The sequence below is a fragment of the Streptomyces sp. SID5469 genome (assembly GCF_009862865.1).
Lineage (GTDB): Bacteria > Actinomycetota > Actinomycetes > Streptomycetales > Streptomycetaceae > Streptomyces > Streptomyces avermitilis.
Genome location: NZ_WWIN01000001.1, coordinates 508951 through 527433 on the forward strand (window position 1 = coordinate 508951; position 18483 = coordinate 527433).

The 18483-nt window shown below is 73.6% G+C and carries 1 protein-coding gene; it reads right to left on the reverse strand.

Going from position 1 to position 18483, the window contains the following annotated elements; translation table 11 throughout:
* A complete protein-coding gene (locus GTY58_RS02280; protein WP_042492670.1) occupies positions 1-18483 on the reverse strand; it encodes a type I polyketide synthase in 18483 nt (6160 codons plus the stop codon).

The window sequence follows — 18483 nt, forward strand, 5'->3', positions numbered from 1 at the left end:
CTAGGAAATTTCTAGATCTTGATCGATCAGATCGAAAATGTCGTCGATCGTCGCGTCCTGGAGCTGTCGCTGCGCATCGGCGGATTCCGCGCCTTGCTCTCCGGCGGAGTTCACCAGGGACAGCAGTTCCTGCAGCCGCCTCCGCACCCCCGACCGGACCGTCTGCTCGGCCGAGGCGGCCGTCGAGATCACCGACTCCAGCCGGTCGAGCTCGCTGAAGACCGACACCTCCTCCGGGCCCGTCTCGTCGGCGAGTTCGCTCCGCAGGTAGCGGGCGATCGCCTCGGGCGTCGGGTGGTCGAAGACCAGCGTCGCGGGCAGGGTCAGGCCGGTGTCGGCACTGAGCAGGTTGCGCAGCTCCACCGCGGTCAGGGAGTCGAAGCCGAGGTCCCGGAACGCCAGGTCCGGATCCACCGCCGCGGAGCCGCTGTGGCCGAGCACGGCCGCCGCGTGCGCGCACACCGTGTCCACGAGCAGGCGTTGCCGTTCGCCTTCGGACAGTGTGGACAGCTTCGCCTTGAGCGCGGACGGCTCCGCGGCTCGCTCGGTGCGCTTCTCCGCGAGGGCGTCCCCGACCTCGGGCAGGTCGCTCAGCAGCGCGCTCGGCCTGCCGATGGTGAACGGGACGACGAACCGCTCCCAGTCCACGTCGGCCACGGTGACCGTGCCGTCGCCGCCGCTCAGCGCACCGTGCAGCGCGGAGATCGCCCGGTCCGGCCGCAGCACGCTCAGACCTCGCTGCCGCAGCCGCTCCTCGTCCCCGGCGTCGGCGACCATGCCGCCCTCGCCCCACGGGCCCCAGGCGATCGCGGTCGCCGCGAGGCCGCGGGCCCGCCGGTGCTGCGCCAGGCCGTCGAGGAAGGCGTTCGCGGCCGAGTACGCGGCCTGCCCGCCGCCTCCCCACACGCCGGAGATGGAGGAGAAGAGGACGAACGCGTCCAGCTCCTGATCGCCGAGCAGTTCGTGGAGGTGCACGGCCCCGAGGGCCTTCGCGGCGACCGTCGCCGCGAAGTCGCCGAGGCTCGTCTCGGCGAGCATGCCCGCCTCGGCGGTGCCGGCCGTGTGGACGACGGCGTTCACCGGGTGCTCGGCGAGCAGCACGGCCAGCGCCTCACGGTCGGCCACGTCGCACGCGGCGACGGTCACGCGTACGCCCGCCTCCTCCAGCTCGGCCTTGAGGCCGGCGGCGCCGGGCGCCGCGGGGCCGCGGCGGCTGGTGAGCACCAGGTGCTCCGCACCCGCACCGGCGAGCCAGCGGGCGACGTGCCCGCCCAGCGCACCCGTACCACCGGTGATCAGGACGGTGCCGCGCGGCGACCACGAACGCTCGCTCAGGGCTGCGGGCAGACGCGACAGGCGCCGCACGAACAGCCCGCGGTCGCGGATCGCGACCTGGTCCTCGGCCGACTGGCCGAGCACCGCGGCGAGTCGGCCGGCGATCCGGTCGTCGACCGTGTCCGGGAGGTCGATCAGACCGCCCCAGCGCGGCGCGTGCTCCAGCGCCGCCACCCGGCCCAGACCCCAGACCTGGGACTGGTACGGGTCCGTCGCCTCGTCGGCGGTGCTCACGCCCACCGCGTTCCGGGTCACGCACCACAGCGGGGCTCCGATGCCCGCGTCGCCGAGGGCCTGGACGAGCAGGACGGACAGCGCGACGCCGACGGTCAGTGCGGCGGCTGCCGGGGCGGCCCCGCAGTCGACGGCGAGCAGCGACAGGACGCCCGCCACGGTTTCGTCACCGGCCGCTCGGGTGAGCTGCGCGGCCAGGTCCTCACGGCCGGTGGCCGGCTCGACCGGGACCGGCAGCGGGGCCAGGCCACGCTCGGTCAGCCCGCGGAGGCAGGCGGTGACCCAATCGTCGCCGAGTTGCGCAGCGCTGACCGGAACCAGCCATAGACCGATCCGGGCAGGGCCCTCCGGGACGCGGTCGGGTATCCCTTTCCACGACTCGCCGTAGCGCCAGGTGTCCACGGTGGATTGCTCCTTGCGCTGCCGCCGCCACGACGACAGCCTCGGCAGTACGTCACCGAACTTGTCCCCTGCACCGACGCCGAGGGTCTCGGCGAGGGCCTGCAGGTCCCCGCGCTCCACGGTCTCCCAGAACTCCGCGTCCACCGGTTCCGCTTCGGCGGCGGCAGCGATTTGCGGGGCGTCGACCCAGTACGGCTCGTGCTGGAAGGCGTAGGTCGGCAGGTCGGCCTTCCGCGCACCGGCGAAGAACACGTTCCAGTCCACGGACATGCCGTGCGTGTGCAGATGGGCCAGGGCCGTCACGACGGCCTGCTGCTCGGGGCGGTCACCGCGCAGGACGGGCACGGTGACGGCCTCGTCCACGCAGTCCTGCACCATGCCGCTGAGGACGCCGCCGGGGCCGATCTCCACGAACGTGGTCACGCCCAGCTCGCCGAGGGTCTCGATGCCGTCGGCGAAGCGCACCGCTTCGCGCACGTGCCGGACCCAGTACTCCGGGGAGTACGGCTCGGCCAGGCGCCCAGTGAGGTTGGAGACCACCGGGACCTGCGGCTGATGGAACGTCAGACCGCGGACGACCTCCGCGAACTCCTCCAGCATCGGGTCCATCAGCGGCGAGTGGAACGCGTGACTGACCTTCAACCGGGAGGTCTTGCGGCCCTGTCGGGTGAAGACCTCGGCGATCTCCAGCACGGCATCCTCGGCTCCGGAGACCACGACGGACCGCGGACCGTTGATGGCCGCCATGCCAACGCCATCGGTCAGGTGCGGCAACACCTCGTCCTCAGTGGCCTGGACCGCGACCATCGCACCGCCCGCGGGCAGGGCCTGCATCAACGCGGCCCGCGCGGACACCAGCTTCACCGCGTCGTCCAGCGACAGCACCCCGGCCACATGAACAGCCGCGATCTCACCGACCGAGTGACCGGCCACGTAATCCGGCCGCACACCCCACGATTCGAGCAGCCGGAACAGCGCCACCTCGACCGCGAAGAGCGCGGGCTGGGCGCACCCGGTCCGATGCAGGGTCTCGGCGTCGACGTCGACCGGCGCCTCCAGACGCGCACACACCTCGTCGTACGCATCGGCGAAGACCGGGAACGCCTCATACAACTCACGCCCCATACCGATCCGCTGCGAACCCTGACCCGAGAACAGAAAACCGACCTTGCCTCCCGGCCGGCCCTGGACGACTCCGGGCGAGGGCATTCCGGCGGCCAGGGATCCCAGTCCGCGGCGGAAGCCGTCACCGCTCTCGCCGATCACTGCCGCCCTGTGGCGCAGGGCGCTCCGGGTGGTGGCCAGCGAGAAGCCGACATCGGCCAGTGACATGCCGTCCTCCACGAAGGCCAGCAGTCGTCGTGCCTGATCCCGCAGCGCAGCGCTGCTCTTGGCGGAGAGCACCCACGGCAGGAGGGCCGGGGCCGGAGTGACGGTGGCCTCTTCGGCCGGGACCGGCGGGGCCTGTTCGATGATCGTGTGGGCGTTCGTGCCGCTGACGCCGAAGGACGACACGGCAGCACGGCGCGGGCGCTCCGACTCGGGCCATGCGACGGCCTCCGTCAGCAGCCGCACGTCACCGGCCGACCAGTCCACATGCGGCGTGGGTTCATCGACGTGCAAAGTCTGCGGGAGCACTCCGTGACGCATGGCCATGACCATCTTGATCACACCTGCCACACCCGCCGCGGCCTGCGTGTGGCCGATGTTGGACTTCAGCGACCCCAGCCACAGCGGCTGTCCTGCGGGCCGCTCCTGGCCGTACGTGGCGAGCAGCGCCTGCGCCTCGATCGGGTCACCCAGCCTCGTCCCCGTACCGTGCGCCTCCACCGCGTCGATGTCGGCGGCGGTGAGGCCCGCGGAAGTGAGCGCCTGGCGGATGACCCGCTGCTGCGCCGGACCGTTCGGCGCGGTCAGACCGTTGGACGCACCGTCCTGGTTCACGGCGCTGCCGCGGACGACGGCCAACACCTGGTGCCCGTTGCGGCGGGCGTCGGACAGCCGCTCGACCAGGAGCATGCCGACGCCCTCGGCCCAGCCGGTGCCGTCCGCGTCCGCGCCGAACGCCTTGCACCGCCCGTCAGGGGCCAGCCCGCGCTGGCGGCTGAACTCCACGAAGGCACGCGGGGTGGACATGACCATCACGCCGCCGGCCAGCGCCATGGAGCACTCGCCGTTACGGAGGGCCTGGATCGCCCAGTGCAGGGCCACGAGCGACGACGAGCACGCCGTGTCCACGGTGACGGCCGGGCCCTCCAGGCCGAAGGTGTAGGCGATACGGCCAGACATGATGCTCGCCGAGTTGCCCGTGCCGAAGAAGCCCTCGGAATCGTCTATCGCGTTGAAGGCCCGGGCGGCGTAGTCCTGGTAGCCGGAGCCGACGAAGACTCCGGTACGGCTGCCGCGCACCGACTCCGCGTCGATGCCGGCCCGCTCGAACGTCTCCCACGTGGTCTCCAGCAGCAGGCGCTGCTGCGGATCCATCGCCACGGCCTCCCGCGGGCTGATCCCGAAGAACCCCGGGTCGAACTCCCCCGCCTCGTACAGGAATCCACCGCGACGCGCGTACGTCTTCCCCCTCGCATCCGGGTCCGGGTCGTAGATGTCCTCCACGTCCCAGCCGCGGTCCGCCGGGAAGTCGCCGACCGCGTCACCACCGGCCGCCACCAGGTGCCACAGGTCCTCCGGTGAACGCACCCCGCCCGGATACCGGCACGCCATACCGACAATCGCGATGGGCTCCTCGTCCTCGGCGGGCGCGGCGGCCGCTTCCGGAGCGGCCGCGATGGTGAGGCCGGTGAGCTCGGTGCGCAGCTGCCGGGCGAGTGCCTGGGCGTTGGGGTGGTCGAAGACCAGCGTGGGGGGCAGTGCGAGGCCGGTCTCGGCTTTGAGCTTGTTGCGCAGTTCTACGGCGGTCAGGGAGTCGAAGCCCAAGTCCTTGAAGGCTCGGTCGGCCTCGACCTCGCCGGCGTTGTTGTGGCCGAGGACGGCCGCCGCGTGTGTGCGGACGAGATCGACCAGCAGCGCGTGCTGCTCGGTCTCGGGCATCCTGGCGAGGCGGTCGGCCAGGGGCGAGGCGGCGGCCGTGCCGGGCCCGCCGGCGGTGCTGTCCGCGGTGAGGATCCGCTCGGCCTCCGGGAGGTCCCCGAGCAGGGCGCTCGGGCGGCCCACGGTGAACGGGGGCAGGAACCGCTCCCAGTCGACGTCGGCCACTGTTGCGGTCGCCTCGCCGGAGTCCAGCGCCCGCCGGAGCCCGGCCACGGCGAGCGCGGCGGGCATCGGGATCAGGCCGCGGCGGCGCAGTCGTTCGTCCGCGCCGTCGGCCTCGGCCATGCCGCCGCCGGCCCACGGGCCCCAGGCCACGGCGGTCGCCGGCAGGCCTTGGGCCCGGCGGCGTTCGGCGAGTCCGTCGAGCAGGGCGTTGGCCGCCGCGTAGGCGGCCTGGTGGCCGCTGCCCCACACGCCGGCGATGGAGGAGAAGAGGACGAAGGCGTCGAGTTCCTGGCCGGCGAGGAGCGCGTCGAGGTGCAGGGCGCCGGCAGCCTTGGCGGACAGCACATCGGCGCAGGCGCCCGGCGTCATGGCCTCCAGCGGCTCCATGTGGTCCACGCCCGCCGTGTGGACGACTGCGTTCACCGGGTGCTCGGCGAGCAGCGCGGCGAGCGCCTCACGGTCGGCGACGTCGCACGCGGCGACGGTGACACGGACACCCGTCGCCTCCAGCTCTGCGACGAGACCCGCCGCGCCCGGCGCGTCGGGGCCGCGGCGGCTGGTGAGCACCAGGTGTTCGGCACCGGCACCGGCGAGCCAGCGGGCGACGTGCCCGCCCAGCGCACCCGTACCGCCGGTGATCAGCACGGTGCCGCGCGGCGACCACCCCTGGGCGGCCCGGGTGTTCCGGCGGGCGGCGGTGTGGGACAGCCTGCGACCGAACACGCCGCGGTCGCGGATCGCGACCTGGTCCTCGGCCGACTGGGCGAGCACCGCGGCCAGTCGGCCGGCGATCCGGTCGTCAACCGTGTCCGGGAGGTCGATCAGACCGCCCCAGCGCGGCGCGTGCTCCAGCGCCGCCACCCGGCCCAGACCCCAGACGGCGTTCTGGGCGGCGCTCGGCACCGCGTCCGCCCGGCCGGTGGACATGGCGGACCTGGTCAGCGCCCACAGCGGGGCGTCGATGCCCGCGTCGCCCAGGGCCTGGACGAGCGCGAGGGTCAGCACGGTGCCGACGGACAGAGCCGGGTGTCCGGCGTGGTGCCTCTCGTCGATGCCGAGCAGGGAGATCACACCGTCGAGCGGGCTCTCCCGGACGGCCTCGCCGAGCTGCCGCAGCAGTGCGCCGCGGTCGGCGGCCGGGTCGACCGTCACCCGGACCAGCCGGGCCCCACGGGCGGCGAGCCCGTCGGCGACGGCGGCGGTCCACTCGAAGGCCTCGAAGGCCTCGGTGTCCTCGGTGACCAGGAACAGCCAGTTGCCCCGCAGTTCGTGCGCCCGGAGGCCGCTGAGCGGCTTCCAGCCCGTGCGGTAGGACCAGCCTTCCACGGCGGACTCCCGGCGCTGCTGCCGGCGCCACGCGGACAGCCGGGGCAGCACCGCGTCCAGTTGCTCGACGGGCAGTTCGAGGGTGGCGGCGAGGGACTGGGCGTCCTCGCGCTCCACGGTCTCCCAGAACCCGGTCTCCACGGCGTCGGTCCCCGCGGCGGCCGTGGGCGCGGTGGTCTCCAGCCAGTACCGCTGGTGCTGGAAGGCGTAGGTGGGCAGGTCGGCGCGCCGGGCGCCGCGGCCGGCGAAGAACGCCCGCCAGTCGACGGGGACGCCGTGCACGTGGAGCTGCGCGAGAGCGCCGGTGATCGCCTCGGGCTCGGGGCTGCCGGACCGGGCGGATGCAACGGCGACCGCGCCGTCCAGGCAGCCCTGGGCCATGGCACTCAGCACCGCGCCGGGGCCGGTCTCCACGAACGTGGTCACGCCCAGCTCGCCCAGGGTCCGGATGCCGTCGGCGAAGCGGACGGCCTCGCGGACGTGCCGGACCCAATAGTCCGCCGTGTACGCGTCGATGAGCTCACCGGTGAGGTTCGAGACGACCGGTGTCCGGGGCGTCTCGAAGCGCAGACCGCCGACGACGCGGGCGAAGTCCTCCAGCACGGGGTCCATGAGCGGCGAGTGGAACGCGTGGCTCACGGTGAGCCGGGAAATCTTGCGGCCCTCCCGGGCGAAGAAGTCCGCGACGGCGGCTACGGCGTCCTCGGTTCCGGAGACCACGACGGACTGCGGGCCGTTGATCGCCGCGATGCCGGCGTCGTCGGTGAGGTGCGGCAGCACCTCGTCCTCGGTGGCCTGGACGGCGATCATCGCCCCGCCGGCGGGCAGGGCCTGCATCAGCGCGGCACGAGCCGTCACCAGTGCGGCCGCGTCCTCCAGCGCCAGGGCCCCGGCCACGTGTGCGGCCGCGATCTCGCCCACGGAGTGCCCGGCCAGGTAGTCCGGCCGCACGCCCCACGACTCCAGCAGGCGGTGGACGGCGACCTCGTGCGCGAACAGCGCGGGCTGCGTGAAGGCGGTGCGGTTCAGCTCCTCGCCGTCCTCGTGACCATTCTCGCCGAAGGCCACGTCCCGCAGTGGCCGGTCGAGGTGCCGGTCGAGGTGTGCACACACCTCGTCGTACGCCTCCGCGAAGACCGGGAACGCCTCGTACAGTTGCCGCCCCATGCCGATGCGCTGCGAGCCCTGCCCGGAGAACAGGAATCCGACCTGGCCGGCGTCGGCGCGGCCGAGGACGGCGCCGGGAGCGGGCGCCCCCGAGGCCAGGGCCCGCAGGCCCTCGGCGATCCGGCCGTGGTCGGCACCGACCACGGCGGCGCGGTGCTCCAGGGCGGCCCGGGTGGTGGCCAGCGAGAAGCCGACGTCGGTGAGGGACGGTTCGGCGCCGTCGGCGGTGAGGGTCAGCAGGCGCTCGGCCTGGGCGCGCAGTGCGGCCTCGGACTTGCCGGACAGGACCCACGGCACGGTCGCCGAGGAGACCTCGACCGGTGCGACGGCGGCCGGTTCGGCCACCGGGGCCTGCTCGATGATCGTGTGGGCGTTGGTGCCGCTGACGCCGAAGGACGAGATCGCGGCGCGGCGCGGGCGGTTCGTATCCGGCCAGCCGACGGCCTCCGTCAGCAGCCGCACCGCGCCCGCCGACCAGTCCACGTGCGGCGTCGGCTCATCAGCGTGCAGCGTCCGCGGAAGGACGCCGTGGCGCATCGCCATCACCATCTTGATCACACCGGCCACGCCGGACGCCGCCTGGGCGTGACCGATGTTGGACTTCAGCGAGCCCAGCCACAGCGGCCGGTCCTCCGGGCGCTCCTGCCCGTAGGTGGCGAGGAGCGCCTGCGCCTCGATAGGGTCACCCAGAGCGGTGCCCGTGCCGTGCGCCTCCACCGCGTCGACGTCGGCCTCGGTGAGCCCGGCGGAGGCCAGGGCCTGCCGGATGACCCGCTGCTGCGCCGGGCCGTTCGGGGCGGTCAGACCGTTGGACGCGCCGTCCTGGTTGACCGCACTGCCCCGCACGACCGCGAGGATCTCGTGGCCGTTGCGCACGGCGTCGCTGAGGCGCTCCACGAGCACCACGCCCACGCCCTCCGCCCACCCGGTGCCGTCGGCGCCGGCGCCGAACGCTTTGCACCGTCCGTCAGGGGCCAGCCCGCGCTGGCGGCTGAACTCCACGAACGCAGCCGGTACGGCCATGACGTTCACACCGCCGGCGACGGCCATCGTGCTCTCGCCGTTGCGCAGCGACTGGATGGCCAGGTGCAGGGCGACCAGCGACGACGAGCACGCCGTGTCGACGGTGACGGCCGGGCCCTCCAGTCCGAACGAGTAGGCTACGCGCCCGGAGACGACGCTCGCGGCGCTGCCGGTGAGCAGGTGGCCCTCGACGCCTTCCGGGACCTGCGGGAGGCCCGCGCCGTAGCCCTGGTAGGACATGCCGACGAACACGCCGGTGCGGCTGCCCTTCAGGGAGGCCGGGTCGATGCCCGCCCGCTCGAACGCTTCCCACGAGGCCTCCAGCAGTAGGCGCTGCTGGGGGTCCATCGCGAGCGCCTCGCGCGGCGAGATCCCGAACAGTGCGGCGTCGAAGTCGCCCGCGTCGTAGAGGAAGCCGCCGTCGCGCGCGTACGTCTTGCCCGGGGTGCCCGGGTCGGGGTCGTAGAGGGCCTCTACGTTCCAGCCGCGGTCCTCGGGGAAGCCGGAGATCACGTCGCCGCCGGACGTCACGAGCTGCCACAGGTCCTCGGGCGAGCCGACGCCGCCGGGGAGGCGGCAGCTCATGGCCACGATCGCGATGGGTTCGTCGCCGACGGCGGCCGTGCGCTGCTCCTGCCGCGCGGCGCCCCGCGAACCGAGCAGTTCGGCGCGCAGGAAGCGGGCCAGGGCCGTGGCGTTGGGGTAGTCGAAGACCAGCGTGGTAGGCAGCTTCAGGCCGGTGTCGGCCGTGAGCTTGTTGCGCAGTTCGACGGCGCTGAGCGAGTCGAAGCCGAGGTCGTTGAAAGCGCGGCCGGGCTCCACCGCCGCGGTGCCGTCGTGGCCGAGCACGGCGGCCGCGTGCGTGCGGACGAGGTCCACCAGCGTGCGGTCCTGCTCGGCCGCCGGCAGCCCGGTCAGCTTCGCGGCGAGCGCGTTGCCGGCTTCGGCGCCGCCGGGGGCCGGCGCCTCCAGGGCGCGGCCCGCCTCGGGCACGTCGGAGAACAGGGCGCTGGGGCGGGTGACGGTGAACGGGCCGATGAACCGCTCCCAGTCGAAGTCCGCGACGGTGAGGGCGGTCTCGCCGTCGGCCAGCGCCTGCTGGAGCGCGGAGATCGCGAGGGCGGGCCGCATGGGGGGCAGGCCGCGGCGGCGCAGCATCTCCTCTCCGTCGCCGACACCGGCCATGCCGCCCTCGGCCCAGCCGCCCCAGGAGACGGCGAGTGCGGTGCGCCCGTGTGCCCGCCGATGCTCGGCGAGGGCGTCCAGGTAGGCGTTGGCCGCCGAGTAGGCACCCTGGCCGGCGCCGCCCCAGATGCCGGCGCCCGAGGAGAACATGACGAACGCGTCGAGTTCCTGACCGGCCAGCAGTTCGTCCAGGTGCGTGGCACCTGCGGCCTTGGCCGCCACCGAGCCGGCGAACCCGGCCGGGTCGGAGTCCTCGATCATGACGTGGTCGCCGACGCCGGCGGCGTGGACGACGGCGTTGACGGGGTGCTGGGCCAGCAGCGCCCGCAGGGCGTCACGGTCGGCCGCGTCACAGGCCACGACGGTCGCGGCCGCGCCGAGCTCCTCCAACTCCGCGACGAGCTCCGCGGCGCCGGGCGCCGCGGGGCCGCGGCGGCTGGTGAGCACCAGGTGCTCCGCACCCGCACCGGCGAGCCAGCGGGCGACGTGCCCGCCCAGCGCACCCGTACCACCGGTGATCAGCACCGTGCCGCGCGGCGACCACCCCTGGGCGGGGCCGGTGGCGCGGGCGGCCCGGACGAGCCGGCGCCCGAGGACGCCCGAGGCGCGGACCGCCACCTGGTCCTCGGCCGTCTGACCGAGGACGGCGGCCACGCGGGCCGCGGTGCGGGCGTCCAGCAGCTCAGGAAGGTCGAGCAGTCCGCCCCAGCGCCGCGGGTGTTCCAGCGCCGCCGCCCGGCCGAAGCCCCACACCTGCGACTGCAGCGGGCGGTCCACGCGGTCGGAGCGGCCGGTGGCCACCGCGCCGCGCGTGGCGCACCACAGCGGGACGTCGACGCCCACGTCGCCGAGCGCCTGCACCAGGCAGAGGGTCGCGGCGAGGCCGTGCGACAGGCCGGGGTCGCCGGCCGAGGCGCTCTCGTCCTCGGCGAGCAGGGACAGCACGCCGGTCACCGGGCCGACGCCGGCCAGCTCGCGGGCCAGCGTCCCGCGGTCGGTGCCGGGTCCGGCGACGAGCGTCACCAGTTCCAGGCCGCGCTCGTCGAGCGCGGTGCGGACCGAGGCGGTCCACTCGCTCTCGCCGGCCACGACGAGCAGCCAGGTCCCGGACGCGCCGGGCTGAGGGAGCGCGCCGAGCGGCTTCCAGGTGACGCGGTAGCGCCAGCCGTCGACCACGGACTGCTCGCGGCGCTGACGGCGCCATGCGGACAGCCGGGGCAGGATCGCGCCGAGCGAGGCGTCCGCGCTGACGCCCAGGGTCGCGGCGAGGGACTCCGCGTCCTCGCGCTCCACGCTGTCCCAGAAGCCGGAATCCGCCGCGTCGGTCGGGGTGCCGGCAGCGGCCAGGTCCCCCTCCCCGTCCAGCCAGAAGCGCTCGCGCTGGAAAGCGTAGGTGGGCAGGGTGACGCGGTGAGCGCCGGGGAACAGGGCCTGCCAGTCCGGGGAGACGCCGTGCACGTGCAGTTCGGCGAGCGCGGTGACGACGGCCTGCTGCTCGGGGCGGTCACCGCGCAGGACGGGCACGGTGACGGCCTCGTCCACGCAGTCCTGCACCATGCCGCTGAGGACGCCGCCGGGGCCGATCTCCACGAACGTGGTCACGCCCAGCTCGCCGAGGGTCTCGATGCCGTCGGCGAAGCGCACCGCTTCGCGCACGTGCCGGACCCAGTACTCCGGGGAGTACGGCTCGGCCAGGCGCCCAGTGAGGTTGGAGACCACCGGGACCTGCGGCTGATGGAACGTCAGACCGCGGACGACCTCCGCGAACTCCTCCAGCATCGGGTCCATCAGCGGCGAGTGGAACGCGTGACTGACCTTCAACCGGGAGGTCTTACGGCCCTGGCCGACGAAGACCTCGGCGATTGCGGTGACCGCCTCGCCAGCGCCGGAAAGCACCATGGACCGCGGGCCGTTGATCGCCGCGATGCCGACCTCGTCGGTCAGGTGTGGCAGCACTTCCTCCTCAGTGGCCTGGACCGCGACCATCGCGCCGCCGACGGGCAGGGCCTGCATCAGCGCGGCACGCGCCGACACCAACCTCACGGCGTCGTCCAACGACAACACCCCGGCCACATGCGCGGCCGCGATCTCACCGACCGAGTGACCGGCCACGTAATCCGGCCGCACACCCCACGATTCGAGCAGCCGGAACAGCGCCACCTCGACCGCGAAGAGCGCGGGCTGAGCGCACCCCGTTCGATGCAGGGTCTCGGCGTCGACGTCGACCGGCGCCTCCAGACGCGCACACACCTCGTCGTACGCATCGGCGAAGACCGGGAACGCCTCATACAACTCACGCCCCATACCGATCCGCTGCGAACCCTGACCCGAGAACAGAAAACCGACCTTGCCCTCGGAGCGGGCTCGTCCCAGCGTCACGTTCGCCGCCGGTTGACCGGCGGCGAGGGCGGTGAGGGCTTGCCGGAGCTTGTCCGAGCCCTGTGCCAGGAGCACCGCGCGGTCCTCGAACGTCTCGCGGGAGGCCAGTGAGAGGCCGATGTCGGAAGCCGTCCAGCCGTCGTTCGCGTCGAGGTGGTCGGCCAGCCTGGCCGCCTGAGCGCGCAGCGCCGGCTCGCCCTTGCCCGACAGCACCCACGGCACGAGCGCGCCGGAGTCGGGCGTGGGGGGCAGCTCCGCCGTGGCGGGGGCCTGCTCGATGATGGTGTGGGCGTTGGTGCCGCTGACACCGAAGGACGAGATCGCGGCCCGGCGGGGGCGGTCCGACTCGGGCCAGTCGACGGCCTCGGTCAGCAGCCGGACATCACCGGCCGACCAGTCCACGTGCGGCGTCGGCTCGTCCGCGTGCAGTGTCCGCGGCAGGATGCCGTGGCGCATCGCCATGACCATCTTGATCACACCGGCGACACCCGCGGCCGCCTGCGTGTGGCCGATGTTGGACTTCAACGAGCCCAGCCACAAAGGCCGGTCGCCGTCCCGTCCCTGGCCGTACGTGGCGAGCAGCGCCTGCGCCTCGATCGGGTCACCCAGCCTCGTCCCCGTACCGTGCGCCTCCACCGCGTCCACGTCACGCGGAGCGAGCCCGGCCGAGGCCAGCGACTGGTGGATCACCCGCTGCTGGGCCGGACCGTTCGGAGCGGTCAGACCGTTGGACGCACCGTCCTGGTTCACCGCGCTGCCGCGGACGACGGCCAACACCTGGTGCCCGTTGCGGCGGGCGTCGGACAGCCGCTCCACCAGGAGCATGCCGACGCCCTCGGCCCAGCCGGTGCCGTCCGCGTCCGCGCCGAACGCCCTGCAGCGGCCGTCGGGCGACAGGCCGCGCTGGCGGCTGAACTCCACGAAGACGCTCGGGCCGGCCATGACGGTGACGCCGCCGGCCAGCGCCATCGTGCACTCGCCGTTGCGCAGCGACTGCATGGCCAGGTGCAGGGCGACCAGGGACGACGAGCAGGCCGTGTCGATCGTGACGGCGGGCCCTTCGAGTCCGAAGGTGTAGGCCACCCGGCCGGAGACGACGCTGGACGCGCCGCCGACGAGCCGGTGTCCTTCCACGCCTTCCGGCGTGCGGCGCACATCGGCTCCGTAGCCCTGGTAGGCCATGCCGACGAAGACGCCGGTCCGGCTACCGCGCAGCTGCGCGGGGGCGATCCCGGCCCGCTCGAAGGCCTCCCACGAGGTCTCCAGCATCAGGCGCTGCTGCGGGTCCATGGCCAGCGCTTCACGCGGAGAGATCCCGAAGAAGCCGGCGTCGAAGTCGGTGGCGCCATAAAGGAATCCGCCGTCGCGCGCGTACGTCTTGCCTGGGCGATCGGGGTCGGGGTCGTAGAGGGCCTCGACGTCCCAGCCGCGGTTCGACGGGAACTCGGAGATGGCGTCGCCGCCGGACGTCACCAGGTCCCACAGCGCCTCGGGCGAGTCGACGCCGCCGGGCAGGTGGCAGCTCATCGCCACGATGGCGATGGGCTCGTCGTCGGCGGCCGCGTGCTGCTCCTGCTCCACGACGGCCTGCGATCCGAGCAGCTCGCTCTGCAGGAAGCGGGCGAGCGCCGTGGCGTTGGGGTAGTCGAAGACCAGCGTGGGCGACAGCGCGAGGCCGGTCGCCGTGTTGACCTTGTTCCGGAGTTCGACGGCGGTCAGGGAGTCGAAGCCGAGGGCCTTGAAGGCCCGGTCGGGCTCGACCTCCGCCGCCGAGGAGTGGCCCAGCACGGCCGCGACGTGCGCGCGGACCAGGTCGATCAGGGTGTGTGTGCGCTCGGCCTCCGGCAGTCCGGCGAGCCGGGCCGCCAGGGGCGTGGCGCCGACGTCGGCCGGCGCCGCGGTGACGGCCGCTGTGACGGCGCCGGCGCGGCGCACTTCGGGCAGCTCGGACAGCAGGGCGCTCGGGCGGCCGAAGGTGAACGGTCCGATGAACCGTTCCCAGTCGATGTCGGCCACGACGACCGCGGTGTCGTCGCAGTCCAGGGCGCGCTGGACTGCGGTCACGGCGAGTGCGGCGGGCAGGGTGACGACGCCGCGGCGGCGCAGGTGCGCTTCGTCGGCGTCGGTGACCATGCCGCCGTCTGCCCAGGGACCCCAGGCGATCGCGGTGGCGGTCAGACCCCGGGCCCTGCGCCGGGCGGCGAGCCCGTCGAGGAAGGCGTTGCCGGCCGCGTAGGCGGTCTGCAGGCCGCTGCCCCACACGCCGGCGATCGAGGAGAAGAGGACGAATGCGTCCAGCTCGCGGTCGCCTAGCAGTTCGTCCAGGTGTGCGGCACCGTGGGCCTTCGCCGCCATCGTGCGGGCGAAGTCGGCCGGCGTCAGCTCGTCGAAGGGGGCGAACTGTTCCACGCCCGCGGCGTGGAAGACGGAGGTGAAGGTGTGCTCGGCGAGCAGCGCCGCCAGCGCGTCGCGGTCGGCGACGTCGCACACGGCGAGGGTGACGCGCGCTCCCAGCTCCTCCAGTTCGGCCTTGAGCGCGGTCGCGCCGGGCGCGTCGGCGCCGCGGCGGCTGGTGAGCACCAGGTGTTCGGCTCCGGCACCGGCGAGCCAGCGGGCGACGTGCCCGCCCAGCGCACCCGTACCACCGGTGATCAGGACGGTACCGCGCGGCGACCACGGACGGCCGACGCCGCTTCGGGCATGGGCGAGCCGGGCGGTGAACACGCCGGTGGCGCGGACGGCGACCTGGTCCTCCTGGCCGTCCGCAGCGTCGGCTCCCTGGCTCAGTACGGCGGCGATACGGCCGGCGGCGCGCTCGTCGACGGCCGCGGGCAGGTCGATCAGGCCGCCCCAGCGCCGGGCGTGCTCCAGGGCCAGGGCACGGCCGAGGCCCCACACCTGGTTCTGCACCGCGCTGAGCGGTGCGTCGTCGGAGCGGCCGGTGGCGGCCGCGCCGCGGGTGGCGCACCACAGCGGCGCGTCGACGCCCGCGTCGCCAAGTGCCTGGGCCAGGGCCACGCTCTGCGCGAAGCCCTGGGAGAGCGCGGGGTGTTCGGGCGAGGCGATCTCGTCGGTCGCGAGCAGGGACAGGACGCCGTCGAGCGATCCGGCTTCGCCCGCGACCCGGGTCAGCTCATCGGTCAGGGACGCGCGGTCGGCGTCGGCGCCGACCGTCAGCGGGATCAGGTGCGCGCCGCGTCCGGCGAGTGCCGTGCGGACCGTCCCGGCCCACTCGTCACCTTCGGGCGCGGCGAACAGCCATGTGCTGCCCGAGAGGTCGCCGGCGGAGAGGCCGTTCAGCGGCTGCCAGGCCAGCTGGTAGCGCCGGCCGTCCACGACGGACTGCTCGCGCCGCCGGCGCCGCCAGGCGGACAACTTCGGTACCACGACGTCCAGTTCCTCGGGGTTCAGCCCCAGCGTGGCGGCGAGGGACTGCGCGTCCTCGCTCTCGACGCTCGCCCAGAACTCGGCGTCGACCGCGTCCACGGTGGCCGTCTCGGCCTCGCGGGCCTCCAGCCAGTAGCGCTGCTGTTGGAAGGCGTACGTGGGTAGGTCGACACGTCGGGCGCCCGGGAAGAAGGCGTGCCAGTCCAATTCGGCGCCGCTGACGTGCAGTTCGGCGAGCGCGGTGACGAGCGCGTACGGCTCGGGGCGGTCGGCGCGCAGGGAGGGAACGGTGACGATGTCTGTGCCGTCGTCGAAGCAGCCCTGGACGAGGGCGCTGAGGACGCCGCCGGGACCGATCTCCACGAAGGTGGTCACGCCCAGCTCGCCGAGGGTCTCGATGCCGTCGGCGAAGCGCACCGCCTCGCGGACGTGCCGCACCCAGTACTCGGGCGTGTACGCCTCGGCCAACCGACCGGTGAGATTCGCGACCACAGGAATCCGCGGCTCACTGAACGTCAGACCGCGAACGACTTCCGCGAACTCCTCCAGCACCGGATCCATCAACGGCGAATGGAACGCGTGACTGACCATCAACCGGGAGGTCTTACAGCCCTGTTGGGTGAAGACCTCGACGATCGCCAGCACCGCATCCTCGGCACCGGAGACCACCACCGACCGCGGCCCGTTGATCGCCGCGATGCCGACGCCGTGGGTGAGATGCGGCACCACCTCGTCCTCGGCCGCCTGCACCGCCACCATCGCCCCACCAGCGGGCAGGGCCTGCATCAACGCGGCACGCGCCGACACCAGCCTCGCCGCATCCCCGAGCGACAACACACCCGCCACATGAGCAGCCGCAATCTCACCCACCGAATGACCCGCCACATAATCCGGCCGGACACCCCACGACTCCAACAGCCGAAACAGCGCCACCTCGACAGCGAACAACGCCGGCTGGGTGCAACCGGTCTGGTTGAGCTGCTCCGCGTCCGCGTCGAGGGCGACGTCGAGGTGGGCGCGGATCTCGTCGTAGGCCGCGGCGAACACCGGGAAGGCGTCGTAGAGTTCACGCCCCATCCCCAACCGCTGCGAACCCTGACCCGAGAACAGGAACCCGGTCTTGTCGCCGTGGCGGGCCGCGTTGCGGACGACGGCAGCGGACGGGGTGCCGGAGGCCAGTGCCCTTACGCCTTCGGTGAGTTCCTCCAGGCTCTCGCCGACGACGGCCGCCCGGCGGTCCCAGGCGGTGCGCGTCGTGGCGAGGGAGAAGCCGATGTCGGCCGGCGAGCGGCCGGGGCCGGTCCCGCCGCTCCGGCCGTCCTCCAGGAAGGAGAGCAGGCGCTCTGCCTGGGCGCGCAGCGCCGCGTCGCTCTTCGCCGAGAGCACCCACGGCAGCGCGCCGGCGGCCGGGGCCCCGGCCGGCTCGGCGGCGGGCTCCCGGTCGAGGGCCGGGGCCTGCTCGATGATCGTGTGCGCGTTGGTTCCGCTGACGCCGAAGGACGAGACCGCGGCCCGGCGGGGGTGGTCCGACTCGGGCCATGCGACGGCCTCGGTCAGCAGCTTCACGCCGCCCGCCGACCAGTCGACCTGAGCGGTCGGCTCGTCCACGTCCAGCGTCTGCGGCAGGACTCCGTTGCGGATGGCCATCACCATCTTGATCACACCGGCGACACCCGCGGCGGCCTGCGTGTGACCGATGTTGGACTTGATGGATCCCAGCCACAGGGGCCGGTCGTCCGAGTGCTCCTGTCCGTACGTGGCGAGCAGTGCCTCCGCCTCGATCGGGTCGCCGAGGGTGGTGGCCGTGCCGTGCGCCTCGACCGCGTCGACCTGGGAGGCGGTCAGGCGCGCGTTCTCCAACGCCTGCCGGATCACGCGCTCCTGCGAGGGACCGTTCGGGGCCGTGAGCCCGTTGGAGGCGCCGTCCTGGTTGACGGCGCTGCCACGGATGACGGCGAGCACCTCGTGGCCGAGCCGACGGGCATCGGACAACCGCTCCAGCAGGAGCACGCCGATGCCTTCGGACATGCCCGTACCGTCGGCGGTCGAGGAGAACGCGCGGCAGCGGCCGTCGGGCGACAGGCCGCGCTGCGCACTGAACGCGATGAAGGTGTTCGGCGTGGCCATCACGGTCACGCCGCCCGCCAGGGCGAGCGAGCACTCGCCGCGGCGCAGCGCCTGGGCGGCCAGGTGGAGCGCCACCAGCGAGGACGAGCAGGCCGTGTCGACGGTGACCGCCGGGCCTTCGAGGCCGAGGGCGTAGGAGATGCGGCCGGACACCACGGCGGCGGTGTTCGCGGTGACGAGGTGGGCCTCGCTGTCGCTGTCGCCCTGCCGCTGAAGGTAGGCGTGGTCCTGGCCGTTGGTGCCGACGAACACGCCGGCCCGGGTGCCGCGTGCGGTGACGGGGTCGATGCCCGCGCGTTCGAGGGCCTCCCAGGAGGTCTGCAGGAGCAGCCGCTGCTGCGGGTCCATGACCAGGGCCTCGCGGGGGGAGATCCCGAAGAACGCGGGGTCGAACTCGCCGGCGTCGTAGAGGAAGCCGCCTTCGCGCACGTACGTGCGGCCCGTCCGCCCGGGCTCGGGGTCGTAGATCGTGTCCAGGTCCCAGCCGCGGTCGGTGGGGAACCCGGACACGCCGTCGCCGCCCGAGGCGACCAGTTGCCACAGTTCCTCGGGCGAGGCGACGCCGCCCGGGTAGCGGCAGGCCATCCCGACGATGGCGATGGGCTCGGTGTCCTTCGCCTCCAGCTCACCCAGCTGCCTGCGGGTCTGGCTCAGGTCCACCATCACGCGCTTGAGGTAATCCCTGAGCTTGTCGTCGTTCGACAT